The organism is Cytobacillus sp. FSL R5-0569 (assembly GCF_038007265.1).
GTDB lineage: Bacteria > Bacillota > Bacilli > Bacillales > Cytobacillaceae > Cytobacillus > Cytobacillus kochii.
In genome coordinates, this window is the sequence record NZ_JBBOWW010000001.1 from 2,708,853 (window position 1) to 2,725,352 (window position 16,500).

Genomic DNA, 16,500 nt, shown 5'->3' on the forward strand with positions numbered 1-16,500 from the left:
ATAAATATTTTATCATTGCAGGATGAAGAGAAGTAACCTATTATAATAATTATTAATAAAAACATGTTAAATAGACAATAAAGCTTGCCTAGAATAAAGGAGATAACAAAATGACGATTCACACCGAGAAAGAGGGCATTTTCACGTCCGTTTGTTCACTTGATTGTCCGGACCAATGTGGTTTACTCATACATAAAAAAGAGGGGAAAATCATTAAAGTGGAAGGCGATCCTAACCATCCTGTAACGCAAGGGAATATTTGCAATAAAGTAAGAAATATGGCTGAACGGCTATATGACCCGAAGAGATTAACTCACCCTCTCAAACGAACTGGTCCAAAAGGTAGTCTTCAATTTGAGGAGATCAGTTGGGATGACGCACTACAAATAATTACAGATAAATGGAAAGATTTAATTAAAACACAAGGTCCCGAGAGCATTCTTCCCTATAGCTTTTACGGTAATATGGGTAGAGTGGCTGCAGAAGGAATGGACCGCCGTTTCTTTTCCCGCTTAGGTGCCAGTAGACTAGAACAAACAGTTTGTCAAGCAGCAGGTAAAGAAGGTTACCGTTACACAATGGGTGGAGGCTTTGGCACTGATCCGGAAGAAACAAGTGAAGCCAAGCTCATCATCCTTTGGGGAATTAATGCTGTCAGTACAAATATGCATCAAGTTATCCTTGCCCGAAAAGCAAAAAAACATGGAGCAAAAATCATCGTGATTGATGTCCATAAAAATCAAACAGGCAAAATGGCTGATTGGTTTATTCCCATTAAACCAGGTACGGATAGTGCGCTTGCACTTGGGATGATGCATATCTTGTTCGCTGAGCATATGGTAGATGAGAAATTTCTTGAAACATATACCATTGGACATGAGCAATTACGAACACATGTAAAAAAATATACGCCAGAAGTAGTCTCGTCTATTACAGGGGTATCTGTAGATGATCTTTATCAATTAGCAAGAGAATATGGTCAGAGTACCCCTTCATTTATCCGGATTGGCAATGGCTTGCAACATCATGATAATGGTGGGATGAATGTACGTGCCATATCTTGCCTTCCTGCTCTAACAGGCCAATGGCTGCATAAAGGTGGTGGCGCACTAAAATCAAACTCTGGTTTTTTAGCTTTCAATACCGCGGCTATGCAGCGTCCCGATTTATTAGCAAATAAACAGACCAGATCGATTAATATGAATCTCATAGGCGAAGCTTTAGTACAAAAAGATAAACCTATCCGCTCCATGTACGTTTATGGTAGTAATCCGGCTGTTATTGCACCAAATAGTAATCTAGTGAAAAAAGGGCTTGAAAGAGAAGATTTATTTTTAGTTGTTCATGATTTATTCTTAACGGAAACAGCTCAATTTGCTGATATCATCTTGCCGTCTACATCATCATATGAGAATACAGATTTTTACACTTCTTATTGGCACCATTATATTCATTTGCATGAACCTGTAATAGAACCGTATGGTGAGTCACGGTCCAATCATCATGTTTTTCAACAGCTAGCACATTATATGGGATATACTGAAGATTTATTTAAGGATTCCGAAGAAGATTTAATCACATCCGCTTTAGAGAATACAAAGAATGAATATATGAAGGAAATTAATTTTGAGCGTCTAAAAGAAAATCGCTTTATGAAAGCAGACGTACGTCCATTACTTCCTGGCAAACTTAAGACACCAAGTGGAAAAATCGAACTTTATTCTGAATTAATGGAGAAGGACGGTTTAAATCCACTGCCGACCTACAATCCAATTGTAGAAGAAGGCGATGCGCCATTTTTATTCGTTCCAGCACCAAACCATAATTTTTTAAATAGTACTTTTTCAAATAATGACAAGCATATTAAATTAGAAAAACAACCAAAACTCCACTTGCATAACAAGGACGCACAAGCTTATCAAATTGAAGATGGAGATCCAGTAAAAATCTTTAATGATCGGGGAGAATGTGAGTTAACCGCTGCTGTCGGAGAAAACGTACTTCCTGGGGTTGTTGTTAGTCAAGGTCTTTGGGCTGATGAGCCAGGTAAGAAACAACTCGTTAATACCCTCACACCTGATAGAGTCGCTGATATGGGAGGCGGGGCGACTTTCTTTTCTGGCAGAGTGTATATTGAGAAAGTCATTAGTAATTAATCCTTTTGAGAAATTGGACAAATGTCAAAAATTACAGAATGGCTAGGACAAACTGTTATCATTGAACGTTTGTTCTAGTCTTTTTATGGTTCTTAAGGGAAGAAGACCAATGATTAGGTTTACTTCTTTAGATTAGTTTCCGTTTTGCATCAACTAAATTGGAAGGTGACCTATTGTTATTTATGTTTAGCTATTTACATTGCCCATGTCCGAAATTGCTCACCTGTTGCCTGTTTCTCCCCTTTTGCGCTAATCTCACATCTCATTAGTTTGGTAGCTATGCATTTACTTCTTCCATCATACATTTTTCCCAAAGAAAAGAGCCGAACAAATCCCTATTTAATAATGGAAATTTGTTCGGCACCTAACGTTTATTTTTTTTAGCCGAATCTGCCAGTCACATAATCTTCTGTACGGCTATCTTTTGGCATGGAGAAGATTTGATCGGTTTGTTCAAATTCAATGACTTCTCCGTTAAGGAAGAACGCTGTCTTATCGGATACACGAGCAGCTTGTTGCATATTATGAGTAACGATGACGATCGTATAATCTTTCTTCAAATGAGCAATAAGTTCTTCCACTTTAAGTGTTGAAATGGGGTCAAGTGCTGAAGTTGGCTCATCCATTAATATGACGTCTGGTTTCATGGCAATTGCTCTGGCAATACAAACACGTTGTTGTTGACCACCTGATAAACCAAGTGCCGAAGATTTCAAACGATCCTTTACTTCGTCCCAAATCGCCGCTCCACGTAAACTTTCTTCAACAATTTTATTCAATTCTTTTTTATTTTTAATCCCTTGCATTCTAGGCCCATAGGCTACATTATCATAGATGCTCATTGGGAATAGATTTGGCTTTTGGAAAACCATACCGACTTTTGTTCTAAGTTCAATAACATCTTTTGATTGATATATATTATTGCCATTAATGTGGATATCTCCATTAATTCTCACACTATCAATTAAATCATTCATACGATTCAATGTTCTTAAAAAAGTCGATTTTCCACATCCAGAAGGACCAATTAATGCTGTTACCTCTTTTTCACGAATATCTAATGACACTTGATAAAGCGCTTGGTTATCACCGTAGAATAAATCTAAGTCTCTTACACTAATTTTCACTGAACGCTGATCATTTTGATTTTCAACATTTGCAGACTCTTTTACTTCTTTACGTTCTAGTGTTGTATTCATGAATAGAACACTCCTTTTTAATAGTCAGCTTTATTAAGCTTTTTAGAAATAAATGTTGCAGCAAAGTTTAGAGCAAGAATCATTACAATTAACACAATACCAATTGCTGCTGCTAATTCAATATCACCAGATTCTTGTGTAACAAGATACGAGTGAACCGTTAATGTTCTCGCTGAGGAGAAAATCCCTTCAGGCATTGCAGCTACTGTACCTGCTGTTAAAAAGATCGCTGCTGATTCACCAATGATACGTCCCATAGAGAGGATAATCCCTGATAAAATCCCGGGCATAGCGCTAGGTAAAATGACTTTATATAGTGTTTGTAACTTTGTTGAACCTAATGCAAGGGAACCTTCTCTATAACTAGCTGGTACTGTTTTTAAAGCTTCTTCTGTTGTACGGATGATCACTGGTAAAACAATAATTGTTAAGGTCAAGGATGCTGAAATAATAGACATCCCCATCGCCAATGTGGTAACAAAAAATACAGCACCGAATAATCCGTATATAATAGATGGAATACCCGTTAAACTCTCTGTTGCAAACCGGATCATTCGAACGAGCTTTCCTTGTTTCGCGTACTCCTGTAAATAAACTGCTGCTAAAATCCCAATTGGAGTGGCAATGACTAGCGATATCACAATTGTATAAATGGTAGTAATAATCATTGGCCAAATTCCACCGCCGCCGACAGGTGAATAGTCACCAAAGATAAAATCAAGATTAATTAATCCGATACCTTTATAAAAAATATAACCAACGATAATAAGTAGGATAGCTACAGTTAAGAAAGCGCCAAACCACAATAAGCCTAATAATAAATTATCTTTAAACTTTCTCACTTTACTTCCCACCTTTCGAACTTATTTTTGCTAATACGAAATTCAATATTAGAATGAATGAGAATAATACAATTCCTGTCGCAAATAACATTTCTTGATGTGTACCATAAGCGTAACCCATTTCAAGGGCAATATTCGTTGTAAGTGGTCTTACACTATCAGTTAAGCTTGTTGGTATAATCAAACTATTACCAGCAACAAGAATGACTGCCATCGTCTCTCCGATTGCTCGTCCTAGCCCTAATACAATGGCTGCCATAATACCTGATTTTGCTGCTGGAACAACGACTTTAAATATGGTTCCGATTGGCGAGGCACCTAATGCTAAGGAACCTTCTCTATACGTTTTCGGTACTGCCCTAATGGCTGTTTCAGCAACGGTTACAATTGTAGGTAACATCATGATCGCTAATACGAGAATAACCGCTATTAAACTTTGCCCTTTTACTAAGCCAAGATTATTTTGTAAGAAAGGAACAATAATCGCTAAGCCGAATACACCATATAATACAGATGGGATACCCGCTAACAATTGTACAGCTGGTGAAATAATTTTTGCAATTGGTTTCGGGGCTATTTCCGATAAAAAGATCGCCGTTAATAACCCAATTGGTACTCCAATGACAAGCGCCCCAATCGTTGCATAAATGGAAGCGACAATCATCGGAAAAATGCCGTACTTATCTTCACTCGGTACCCAATCAGACCCGAAGATAAAATCAATAAAACTATACCCGTCTGCAATGAATGGGTTTGATCCTTTAAAGAAGACGAATCCAATAATGAGAAATAAACTAAGCACAGAGATTAACGCACAGATTAAAAACAATTTCTCTGAAATGAACTCCATAATATATTTTAATCGATTTGATTTATTTGTTTGTTTTACTTCTGATGGATTTGGCAAAACACATACCTCCAAAGTCACTTGCTAATTGTTTGATGTAGCGTTATTCTTCTATAATTGGTATAGCCCCTGCTTCTGCAGCGATTTCCTGCCCAGCTTCACTTAAAATGAAGTCAATAAACGCTTGGCTTTCCTCTGATAAGTCTTTATGCACGAAAAGGAAAGGACGAGATAATGGATATTTCTCTTCAATTACATTTTTAGCGGTTGGTTCTACCCCATTAATATTAATCGTTGAAATTGTATCATCTATATATTCAAAAGAGATAAACCCAATAGCATGTTCATTTGTTGCAACTGTCGTTTTTATATTTCCGTTTCCACTAGCGATAATTGAGCTCCGTACTAACTCACCAGAAGAGTAGTCAACAATTTCCTGAAAAGCATCTCTCGAACCTGACCCGTCTTCACGTGAAACGACAACAATCTCCATATCTTTACCGCCTACCTCTTTCCAGTTTGTTATTTCACCAGTAAAGATCTTTTTCACTTCTTCCATTGTTAAATCTTTTACTTTATTGTTTGCGTGTGTAACGACTACAATTCCGTCAAAAGCAATGATTGTAGGTGATACTTCTTCTTCTTCTCCTGACTCTAAGTTACGAGAAGACATGCCAATTTCGGAAACTCCATTTATTGCATTTGTAATTCCTGCTGAGGAACCAATTTGATTGATTTCAATGTTCACATCTGCATTTTCCATATATTTAGCAGCTAGCTTTTCTGCTAGCGGACCAACTGACGTAGAACCAGAAATGGATATCGTGCTTCCGTTACCTGTACTAGCTTGTCCCTCTCCTTCTTCTTCACCACCATTGCATGCAGTCAAAATTAAAGTAAGTGACAAAAGTAACAAAATACTCTTCCATTTTCGAAGTTTTAACATAGAAAAACCTCCACTTTAGATTGCTTTTAGCTATTTTGTTTGTGTTAATCCCAATATAACGAATCATATTTAATTCTCTATTAACCTTTTGTAAAGCCTTTGTAAATTTCATCAATATACCCATAAATTTATGGAGAAATTGTAAAAATCAACCTAATAATATTATTAATTTTTCAAACTTTCATTTTTTAGAATACGTTTATTATCTCTCCATTATATGATTTAAAAACATTTAAAGAAAAATACGCGGAAGTATGGGCTTTTTTATGTAGGTTGTGGTACGATGATTGCTAGAATAGGAAGTGATTATTGATGATTAATATTGAAATACCTCATCCAGACTTAGTTATCACTAAAAAGAAGCCTGGCGGGGAACAAGGAACAACGGCCATCAGCCATTTATATGGTTTTACGGACTTTACAAAGATTCCAAGAGATAGAGGTGGAATGATTTTATTCTTTGACAAAAAAGAGAACCTTCTTTTTGTTGGGAAAGCACGTAAACTAAGACAACGTGTAAAAAAACATTTCGACGACCAAGTGTCTCCCATTAAAAATCACCGTGAACAAGTGTCTAAAATTGCATGTATGTATGTTGATGATCCTGTTGAGCGTGAAATATACGAAACCTACATTATTAATAAGTTAAAAGCAAAATATAATACTGAAAAAGTTTTCTTTTCAAGCTAATTTTATTTTAGTTATGGGATGAAGGAGAAACCTCCTTCATCCTTTTTTTATAAAATGATTTTTCTCTCCGAAAGACTCAATTAAATTCCTGACTTTATGGTTTCCTAACAACAAAAAAAAGACTCCCAAACTGTAAAATTCTTACTAGTCGGAAGTCTTATTATTTTGGTTCTTTTTAAAGCGGTACGCTAAATAGGCAATGTATAATGGAGTGGCAATATAAATTAAATAAGGATAGGAACCATATGTCCCTTTATAAAGAACAAAAAGCATACAGCCTAAAAAGATTGTCACAATTGTCCCGTACTTTGGTAATGGGATATCTTTTAAACTCGGAATACGAATACGACTGACCATTAAAAAACATAGCGCGGTAAATACAACTGTCGTAATAATACTGGGCACCCAGTGACCAAACAATGTTAAAATAGCTAAAATACCACCAGCGGCAGTAATCGGAACACCGATAAAATAATGCATGGACTGCTTACTAGTACCAATATTGAATCGTGCTAAGCGATATGCACCGAATAGCGGGAATAACCCAGAAACTAATAATCCAATAGAACCAAATTGGTAAAAGTATGTATAATATACGAGAAATGACGGTGCAACCCCAAAAGTTACAACATCCGCTAATGAATCTAATTCTTTGCCTAGCGTACTATCTGCTTTTAACATTCTCGCTGCACGACCATCCATACTATCAAGCATCATACCGATAATAATCAATATCGCCGCATTATTATATTGGCCATGAGCAGCAAATCCAATAGACAAAAATCCACAATATAAATTGCCTAAAGTAAGCATATTTGGTATCATCTTAATAAATTTCACTTACAATCATCACTCACTTTTTTGTGATCTACGTTGCAAAAATAAACCTTCATTTAAACACAAATCACTTTTTAAGGTTTATCTATTATAACACTATATTCTAAGTTGTTACTATATATGTTTGACGATTATTAAGTTCTTTTGTCCCTATTTCTTTTTTTGAGGATTTCTCAAGTCAGAATATTGTTGAATACAAGACCAGTTATCATCATAAACGAAACTCCCTCTTTGTTGATGATAATTACTTTTGGGTACTTCATCGATTTCTAACACAGGTGTTAAGCAACAATCGACTTGCTCGCTAACACCTATCCAATCAGTAAATGATCGCTCCTTAAAAACTGCACAAACTTGTTTATAAACAGGATCACTTACCTTCATCATATGACATGCTATCCATTCGGGATGTTCAACAGCTAAACAAAAAGATTGCCAGAACTTCTTCTCTAATGCGCCTAATGCCATATAGCGACCATCACTTGTTTCGTATAAACAATAGTTAACAATGGTCCCTGCTAAAACCTCTACACCTTGTTTCATTTCTGTCACTTGATGAACGAGATGGTGGTTACCCATCAAAGCCGTCATTGTATCTGCCATACTTACTTGATGGTAGCTACCCTTTGCATTTATCCCTCTTTGAACAAGACCTGCTAAAACTCTTTCGCTTGCCACAATCCCTCCGACTAAATCAGCTATTTGTTGAGAAGGATGAATGGGACGTCCCTTATCATCCTTCCATTGTGCTAACATCCCGCTAATGGCCATATAATTCAGATCATGACTTCCAAAGGTAGAATAAAAAGTATTTTCACCATACCCAACCAATGAACAATAGACAATTGTGGGATGGTATGTTTGGATCGTTTCATAGTCTAATGTTAAACGCTTCATCACACCCGGTCGAAAACTTTCAATGATTACGTCTGCTTCTAGTATTAGTTCCTTCACCTTATTTAAATGTGTTGTATCTTTTAAATTGAGGAAATGACTGTTTTTACCGCGATTATTACTCGTAAATATGACACCTTGGCCTTTGCCCATCGGCTCTAAATGTCGTGCAGGATCACCATTCGGTCCTTCTATTTTAATTACTTCTGCTCCAAGTTCTGCCAATCTAAGCGTGGCAAAAGGACCTGGTAAATAGTTTGTAAAATCAATTATTTTCACACCTGTTAACATATATTATCCCTTTCATTTACTGGCGGTTATTTTTGCAATAGTTCCTGATTTCTTAATACAAATTTTTGGATTTTCCCACTAGCATTCCTCGGTAGACTGTCCACAAATTCATATCTTCTTGGTCTTTTATAATTTGCAAGGCTTTCACTTTGCTTACAAAATGCATCTAAAATTTCAGCAGTAATATTCTCCTCTTTTTTGACAACGTAAGCAATAACAACTTCTCCCCAATGCTCATCTGGTACACCTAATACAGCTACATCTAACACGGAAGGATGTGCATGGATAACATCTTCTACTTCCCGTGGATAAATATTCTCTCCCCCTGAAATCACCATATCATCAACACGGTCTTTCACATAAAGAAAGCCTTCATCATCGAGATAGCCCATATCTCCTGAGTGATACCAGCCGTTATGGAGTGCCTTTTTAGTTGCTTCCTCTCTTTTATAATAACCTTGCATCATACTTGGTCCTCTCACAATGATCTCACCTACTGTACCAGTTGGAACGACTTGATCATCATATGAATGACCATCATCATTAGGTGTAACAATTCTTATCTCATGGTTCAAGCAAGCTTGCCCCGCCGAGCCTGCTTTACGAATCTGGTCTTCATCACTAAGGAACGTAATTGCTGGTCCCATTTCAGTCATCCCATATGCTTGAGTTAACTTAACACCCAATTTCTCCCGACAAGCAAATACGAGACTAGGGGCCATTGGAGCTGCACCATATAAACCTTTTTCTAATGTTGAAAGATTATACGCCTGTAAATCTTCTTGAAGCATCATATTCCACATTGTTGGTGCTGCAAAGAAAGCGGTAATTTTTTCTGAATCAATCAGTGATAATGCTTTTTTTGCATCAAACTGGTGGAGAATGGTACTCTTCGCTCCAATATGAACTCTTGGTAAAAAAGCACAATGTAACTCTGCACAATGAAACATAGGCGCAGCAACTAAACCATTATCATTCTGATGATAATTTAGTGCATGGATAACAATCAGACTTTGTTCTGTCATATCTTTATGGCGATGCAGCACGCCTTTTGGTCTCCCAGTTGTCCCACTCGTATACATAATCGCATATAGATCATCAGATGATAGTTTCACTTCTACGTTCTCTCTATTAACAGCTGTGATTTGCTCATGATAACTTTTGGCAAAAGGAGGATGGTTGCCATCAATTGACCAAAATTGAACTGTGGGGAAACTATTGGCCACTTTTTCAACAGCTGTCTGTAGAGTTTCTTCAAAAATAAACACCTTTGGTTCAGCATCAGAAATAATAAATGACAATTCTTCTGACATCAGCCGGAAATTAATAGGATTAAATACTGCACCTATTTTTGCACAGGCAAAAAACGTCGTTGCTAATTCTTCTGTATTATATAAATAGGTAGAAATTCGGTCTCCTTTTTTTACTCCTGCTACATGTAACGCCTGTGCTAATCTATTGACTTCGTCTGCCCACTCACGATAAGTAAACCTCAAATCTTTTCTGACATCATATAACGCCTCCTTCTCTGGAAACTTACTTACCGTTAAATCAAAGATTTCTGCAATCGTCATTGTCATCTATTATTCCTCCCTTTTTTATTAAAAGATTTTTTCTATAATTGTTGCGTTTGCCATACCCATACCTTCACACATTGTTTGTAACCCATATCTACCTTCTGTACGGTCTAATTCACTCATCATCGTTAATAATAAGCGAGCTCCACTTGCACCCAGTGGATGGCCTAAGGCAATAGCACCTCCATTTGGATTCAGTTTATTCGCATTTGCTCCTGTTTCTTTCAACCACGCTAATGGCACAGAAGCAAAGGCCTCATTCACTTCAAATACATCCATATCTGCCAAGGTTAATCCAGACTTGTGCAATGCTTTTTCAGTTGCAGCTATCGGACCTGTAAGCATCAAGGTAGGGTCTGACCCAATAACGACGCGGGTAATTATCTTAAATCTTGGTTTCAATCCTAATTCACGTGCTTTCTCACCTGACATAATGAGCAAAGCACCTGCTCCATCACTTATTTGACTTGCATTTCCAGCATGTATGATGCCATTCTCTTTAAATGAAGGTTTCAATCCGCCTAACTTCTCTATACTCGTTCCTTTTCTTGGCCCCTCATCTTGATCAAAATTGAATGTTGCCCCACTATCGTCAACTAACTCCAGTGGCATAATTTCATTTTTAAAGCGATTTTCTGCTTGAGCAAGTAGTGCCTTTTCTTGACTGTGATATGCATACTCATCTAGTTGAGCACGAGTGAACTGATATTTTTCTGCTATTCTTTCCGCCGATAACCCTTGATGGATAATCTCATATTGCTTTGTCAATTGCTCACTCGGTTTTACACCCTGATAACTTGAACCAATTGGTATTCTCGACATACTTTCAACGCCACCGGCAATAACGATATCCATATCACCTGATGAAATCGCCTGGGCGGCAAAATGAACCGCCTGTTGACTCGACCCACATTGTCGGTCAATCGTTGTTCCTGGTACTGTAATTGGCAATCCAGAGATAAGAGCCGCCACACGAGCAATATCTCCTGTTTGTTCACCTATTTGTGATACACATCCTAAAATAACATCATCTACTAGTGTTGGATTTAACCCTGTTTTTTCTACTAAACTTTTAATGACTGCACCAGCTAAGTCATCAGGACGTGTATTTCTTAAAGAACCGTTCCTTTTTCCGACTGCACTTCTTATCCCATCAATAATAACTACTTCGCGCAAAAGAAATCCTCCCCTATAATCCTAAGTTTTTAGCAATAATTGATTTCATCATTTCATTGGTTCCTGCGTAAATACTGGCAACAGGTATGTCTCTATACCTTCTTGCTATTTCATATTCTTCCATATATCCGTATCCACCATGAAGTTGCATGCATTCTGTCGCAATTCTTCTCGCATTCTCTGTGCATTTCCATTTAGCCATTGAAACTTGAGTGACAATATCCTTTTGTTTCATATGGTCATAAATTAACTTTTGAAGAAAGGCACGGCTCATCTCTACATCTGTTACCATCTCTGCCATTTTAAACTGCGTATTTTGAAAAGAGCTAATAGCCTTTCCAAACGCTTTTCTTTCTTTGATGAAAGCCATTGTCATTCTAATCATTTCTTCGGCAGCAATTTGGGCAGCAATAGCAACAATTAACCGTTCTTGTTGAAGCTTTTCCATTAAATAGTAGAACCCTTTACCCTCCTCACCGAGTAGATTTTCACTAGATACGACACAATCATCAAATATAAGCTCTGCTGTATCCTGACAATGTAAGCCAACCTTGTTTAGTTGCCTTCCTCTTGTAAACCCTTTCATTCCTTTCTCTACTATAACTAAGCTGATTCCTCTATATGGAGGGGTCACCTTCGTATCTGTTTTTACTGCCACAATAACCAAATCTGCATTCATTCCATTTGTAATGAAGGTTTTTTCACCATTCAGTACATAATGGTCATCAACTTTTATAGCTGTCGTCCTAATCGATGCCAAATCAGAACCTGCGCCCGGCTCAGTCATGGCAATCGCCGAAATGAATTCGCCTGTCGCACACTTTGGTAACCATCGCTTCTTTTGTTCTTCTGTACCATATGTTGTGATATAAGGGATAACAATATCATTATGAAGGCCGATACCAATCGTTCCGGATCCGACCCTTTCTAATTCTTCATTTATAACGACAGAGTAGCCAAAATCAACACCACTTCCACCATATTCCTCGTCGATGTTTGGGCATAAGAAGCCTTGCTCACCCATTTTCCTCCAGAAAGCTCTAGGAATCATACCATCTTTTTCCCATTGTGAATAATAGGGATAAGCTTCTTTATCTAAAAATTTCCGTAAAGACTTTCTAAAGAGTTCGTGCTCTTCTGTTATATATGTATCATTCATATTTACCTTTCCTCCTTTTCTATATTTTATTATATTTTTCTTATTTTTTCGAATATTATTAATATAAATCCCACACATAAGCAATATGCAATTATGAAATGGATTTCGTGAAGTTGATTTCTACAGATAATATCCATTTATTAGAAATAACATCATAAAGCTACTAACGCTTGTTGCATGATTATTTTTTTTTGATATGATTACTGTATGAACGTAGGGAAGGACCTGGCATAAAATGAATGATCAAACTGTTTTTGAACTTATTCATGCGATGGAACAAGTAACCAACCGCATGATTATTAAATGGAATCAATCTTTTAATGAGGGATTAGGTATTTCTCATATTCTTCTGCTTAGTCATTTAAAGCGCGATGGAAAAATGAAACCTATCGATCTGGCAGAAAGCCTTGGTATCGCACCATCTTCTATTTCGCATCTTATTCAGAAGTTATCCAAACGGTATTATATTAAACGAATACCTGATTTAAATGATAAAAGGATTTCATATTTAGAAATCACTGATGAAGGCTTAGAAGTATTAAAAAAGGCAGCTGAAGACGGACATCAACTGCAAAAAAATACATTTGCACAGCTCACAAATGAAGAAATAAAACAACTATTAGCAATCTATCAAAAGTTAAATCTTACCCTCGATCAAATGTGAGCTACGTTTTCATCGCTCGTATCACTCGGTAGCCTAGATGGTTACTTAATTGTAAGTTAAGTTGGTAATGATCAATTAACACTTGTGATAAATCTTCTTTTAATAACTTAATATGTTGATGGGAACTATCGTCTCCCATCTTCACTCCTTCTGCAATCATCTCTGCAATCGTACTTGCCTTTAAAACCTCGACCTTTTTAAAGCCGGCAGTGTCTAAAGCCTTCGTCCAATCTTTTTCACTTAACAGTTTTTCTAATTGATAAAAAGCCTTCATTTCTTCTTCCATTTCACTAGTCATTGATGATTCTTTTGTCATCTCTATTAAATAGAGTCTCCCTTTGTCTTTTAATACACGTGCAAATTCCTTTAAAGTATTTGCCACGTTAGTAAAGACGATAACAGATTCAGATAGGATCAGATCAAATTGTTGATCAGAAAAAGATAACTTCTCCACATTACCTACCGATACGTGAAAGGGTTTTGTTAACAAGCTCGCCTTTCTTCTTGCGGCCTGTACCATTTCTGCATGTTTGTCTATTGCTTCTATTCTCGCACTATATATATCACTTAAAAGATAAGATGTACTTCCTGTTCCACAGCCTGCGTCGAGAATAGTCGTTTCTGTTGTAATAGGCTCATTAATTAGTAACTCGCTCGTAAGTTGCTTCCCTCCAGGGTGAGCAAATGGGACCTGAAAATAGGCTAAAGCATCTTCATAAGAATATTTCATTGTTCCCCTCCTTGTATACTATCTATATTATTCTAACTTTCTAGTTGTTGACACTGGATAAAAACTCCGCTCTTCATATAGGACATGTACCTATTCAAAAAAGAAAGGTGGACATACCATAAGGAGAGAAAGCATTTTTATTTCCCGGAGGTGTTATTTTAATGAGTGGTTATTATCATCGCTGTTATAACGGAATAGGAAAGCCTGTAGAAATCAAAATGAATGATGGTAGAATTCATCGTGGAATTATTGAAAGAGTATCTAACGACAGAGTGTATTTACGTCCAATGAACAAAAATTATGGTGGTTACGGTTATGCAGGCGGATACCGCAGAGGTGGTTGCGGTCGTGGTGGTTGCGGTCGCGGCGGTTGGGGCTGGGGATTCGGCGCAGGGATTGCTTTAGGTGCTATTGCTGCCTTAGTCTTTCTTCCTTTATTTTTCTGGTAATTCCAACAAAAAAGTAACCGCTAAATATAGTGCGGTTACTTTTTTTGTTATTACTTTGAAATTGTTTGATTATATTGATGCAACGTATTAAGCCTTTTATTGTTCGTGGCTATAATATAAAATGCAGCCAAAATGATAAGAACAGCAATCAGTGTGCCGAGGTTAAATAAGCCTTTACTTGAATACCATACAATAGAGTACCCTATAGCACCTGCAAATAAAGCGTAATAAACAAATGGCAAGAGTGTTTTACGAATAACTTCTCCCTCTTTACCGACGAGTCCTACTACTGCAGAAGCAGCAACAACATTATGGACACAAATCATGTTACCCGCTGCTCCACCAACTGCTTGTAAAGCTACAATCCAGCTCGGGTTCACCCCAATTTGGCTACCGACATCATACTGGAAAAGGGAAAACATCATATTACTAACCGTATTACTACCAGCGATAAATGCACCAATCCCACCAATAAAGGTAGCAAAGAATGGCCAGAATTCTCCAGCTAATGCCGCTGCCCCATTTGCTAATTCGATTGGCATTTGTTCATAACCGGCGGCTCCACCACCAGTATTGATGAATACTTGAACCATTGGAACAGTGAATACAAGTGCAACTGATGCTGCAGCTGTTGTTTTTGCCGAACTACTCCATGCTTTTTTATAGGAGCTAAAATTCATTCCATGGATGAAAAATGTAATAATTGATACTAAAATAAGAACTGTTCCAGGTGAATAAAGAATCTCAAAGCTTGCAGTAATACTTGAGCCGAATATATTTTCCAATTTAATAACAATAGATTGTAACCACTCTTTTAAAGGAAGCGTTTTCAATCTAGTTAAAACTAAAAAGACTCCCACTAGGATATACGGTGACCATGCTTTTAGTAACCCCATTTTTTTCCCATTGTTATTTAGTTGTACTTCGATTCTACCTGTCCACTCAGGATCCCATTTTGATTTCTCTTCAAAGTCCCACGTTTCATCTTTTGGAAGGAGAAAACCTTTTCTAGCTGCAAGTACAACTATCAGTAAACCAACTAGTCCCCCTGTCATAGATGGGAATTCTGGTCCAAGTGTATTTGCAACAATAACGTATGGAATCGTCATTGCAAAAGCTGCAAACAGCGCAAATTTCCATACTTTAATTCCTTCTGCAAAAGATTTATTTTTACCAAAAAAGCGAGTCATTAAAGCAACAACAAATAATGGAATAAAGGTACCGGCGATCATATGCAAGATTGCGGCATGACCACCAATCGTTGTTACAACATTTAAGAGATTGTCAGTTATACTTTGGTTAGCAGATAAACCTGTTTGTACACCTACTAATACAGGTGTACCCACAGCTCCAAAAGTAACTGGTGTACTTTGTATGACCATGCCAGCCACAACAGCTGCCATTGCAGGAAATCCTAAACCAACCATTAACGGAACTGCTACCGCAGCAGGTGTACCAAAACCTGATGCCCCTTCAATAAATGAGCCAAAGAGCCAAGCAATAATAATCACTTGAATTCTTCGATCTGGCGAAATATCTATGAAGCCTTGGCGAATGGTTCTCATGGCTCCACTTTCTTGTACAGTATTTAATAATAATATTGCACCAAAAATAATATATAACAGTGTAATGGCCACAACTAAACCATTTACACTTGCTGCAGCTACAGTATTGAATGGAACCTTCCATACAAATAATGCTAATGCGGCAGCAATTAGAAAGGAAATCGGCATTGCTTTACTTGCCGGCCATTTAAGTCCTACAAGAAAAATGGCAACAGCAATAATCGGTAATAATGAAATAACTGCTAAAACGCCTGTACTCACACACACTCCCCCTTATTATCTTTGTTGTTATATAACTAAAATATTTTGTTATACAACAAATATTATATATATTAATTATACTAATTTATTATGCAATTACAACAATATTTTGAAAATTATAAATTGATATTTTTTATTTATAATTAAAGTTTTTAAGAAGTAGAATGATTGATCAACAGATGAGGTAATAACAAGTGTTATTCGTCTAAAAAAGTAA

Annotated in this window: 15 protein-coding genes; 4 read left to right on the forward strand and 11 right to left on the reverse strand. The window is 37.0% G+C overall.

Annotated features, from left to right (window positions below; all coding sequences use genetic code 11):
• The first annotated feature begins 110 nt into the window (after positions 1-110).
• Positions 111-2,156, forward strand: coding sequence for a molybdopterin-containing oxidoreductase family protein (locus tag MKX78_RS13760; protein ID WP_095373025.1), 2,046 nt, complete (start codon positions 111-113; stop codon positions 2,154-2,156).
• Positions 2,157-2,536: 380 nt separating this feature from the next.
• Here the strand turns inward: MKX78_RS13760 and pstB are convergent, their stop codons facing one another.
• The 4 genes from pstB to MKX78_RS13780 are packed head-to-tail and all read right to left on the reverse strand — an operon-like array spanning position 2,537 to position 5,990.
• Positions 2,537-3,355 (reverse strand): phosphate ABC transporter ATP-binding protein PstB, encoded by an 819-nt coding sequence (gene pstB / locus MKX78_RS13765; protein ID WP_095373024.1) that lies wholly within the window; start codon positions 3,353-3,355, stop codon positions 2,537-2,539.
• Between the two features lie 17 nt (positions 3,356-3,372).
• Positions 3,373-4,197, reverse strand: coding sequence for a phosphate ABC transporter permease PstA (gene pstA / locus MKX78_RS13770; protein ID WP_095373023.1), 825 nt, complete (start codon positions 4,195-4,197; stop codon positions 3,373-3,375).
• Between the two features lies 1 nt (position 4,198).
• Positions 4,199-5,104, reverse strand: a complete 906-nt coding sequence (gene pstC / locus MKX78_RS13775) for a phosphate ABC transporter permease subunit PstC (RefSeq protein ID WP_233435231.1) — start codon at positions 5,102-5,104, stop codon at positions 4,199-4,201.
• A gap of 43 nt (positions 5,105-5,147) precedes the next feature.
• The gene (locus MKX78_RS13780) at positions 5,148-5,990 is read right to left on the reverse strand and encodes a phosphate ABC transporter substrate-binding protein (RefSeq protein ID WP_095373022.1); all 843 of its coding nucleotides are present in this window, start codon (positions 5,988-5,990) and stop codon (positions 5,148-5,150) included.
• Between the two features lie 312 nt (positions 5,991-6,302).
• On the opposite strand from MKX78_RS13780, the gene MKX78_RS13785 reads away from it, so the two are divergent.
• Positions 6,303-6,680: a nucleotide excision repair endonuclease gene (locus MKX78_RS13785; RefSeq protein ID WP_095373021.1), complete on the forward strand. Its 378-nt coding sequence runs from the start codon at positions 6,303-6,305 to the stop codon at positions 6,678-6,680.
• A 144-nt stretch (positions 6,681-6,824) separates the two neighbouring features.
• Here MKX78_RS13785 and pssA read toward each other — a convergent pair whose 3' ends face one another.
• The 5 genes from pssA to MKX78_RS13810 form a co-directional block, all read right to left on the reverse strand.
• Positions 6,825-7,520, reverse strand: coding sequence for a CDP-diacylglycerol--serine O-phosphatidyltransferase (pssA, locus tag MKX78_RS13790; RefSeq protein ID WP_095373020.1), 696 nt, complete (start codon positions 7,518-7,520; stop codon positions 6,825-6,827).
• A gap of 147 nt (positions 7,521-7,667) precedes the next feature.
• Entirely contained in the window at positions 7,668-8,702 is a 1,035-nt protein-coding gene (locus tag MKX78_RS13795; RefSeq protein ID WP_341051385.1) for a CaiB/BaiF CoA transferase family protein, read from the reverse strand.
• Between the two features lie 26 nt (positions 8,703-8,728).
• Positions 8,729-10,282, reverse strand: coding sequence for a fatty acid--CoA ligase (locus MKX78_RS13800; protein ID WP_341051387.1), 1,554 nt, complete (start codon positions 10,280-10,282; stop codon positions 8,729-8,731).
• 21 nt (positions 10,283-10,303) lie between these two features.
• Positions 10,304-11,455, reverse strand: coding sequence for a thiolase family protein (locus MKX78_RS13805; protein WP_095373017.1), 1,152 nt, complete (start codon positions 11,453-11,455; stop codon positions 10,304-10,306).
• Between the two features lie 13 nt (positions 11,456-11,468).
• Entirely contained in the window at positions 11,469-12,614 is a 1,146-nt protein-coding gene (locus MKX78_RS13810) for an acyl-CoA dehydrogenase family protein (RefSeq protein ID WP_307313453.1), read from the reverse strand.
• A gap of 235 nt (positions 12,615-12,849) precedes the next feature.
• On the opposite strand from MKX78_RS13810, the gene MKX78_RS13815 reads away from it, so the two are divergent.
• Entirely contained in the window at positions 12,850-13,278 is a 429-nt protein-coding gene (locus tag MKX78_RS13815; protein WP_095373015.1) for a MarR family winged helix-turn-helix transcriptional regulator, read from the forward strand.
• Position 13,279: 1 nt separating this feature from the next.
• Here the strand turns inward: MKX78_RS13815 and MKX78_RS13820 are convergent, their stop codons facing one another.
• Positions 13,280-14,008 carry a class I SAM-dependent methyltransferase gene (locus tag MKX78_RS13820; RefSeq protein ID WP_341051389.1) on the reverse strand — a complete coding sequence of 243 codons (729 nt, stop codon included), beginning with the start codon at positions 14,006-14,008 and terminating at the stop codon, positions 13,280-13,282.
• A 161-nt stretch (positions 14,009-14,169) separates the two neighbouring features.
• On the opposite strand from MKX78_RS13820, the gene MKX78_RS13825 reads away from it, so the two are divergent.
• Positions 14,170-14,457 carry a hypothetical protein gene (locus MKX78_RS13825; protein ID WP_095373013.1) on the forward strand — a complete coding sequence of 96 codons (288 nt, stop codon included), beginning with the start codon at positions 14,170-14,172 and terminating at the stop codon, positions 14,455-14,457.
• Between the two features lie 50 nt (positions 14,458-14,507).
• Here the strand turns inward: MKX78_RS13825 and MKX78_RS13830 are convergent, their stop codons facing one another.
• Positions 14,508-16,283 carry an L-lactate permease gene (locus MKX78_RS13830; RefSeq protein WP_095373012.1) on the reverse strand — a complete coding sequence of 592 codons (1,776 nt, stop codon included), beginning with the start codon at positions 16,281-16,283 and terminating at the stop codon, positions 14,508-14,510.
• Positions 16,284-16,500 lie beyond the last annotated feature (217 nt).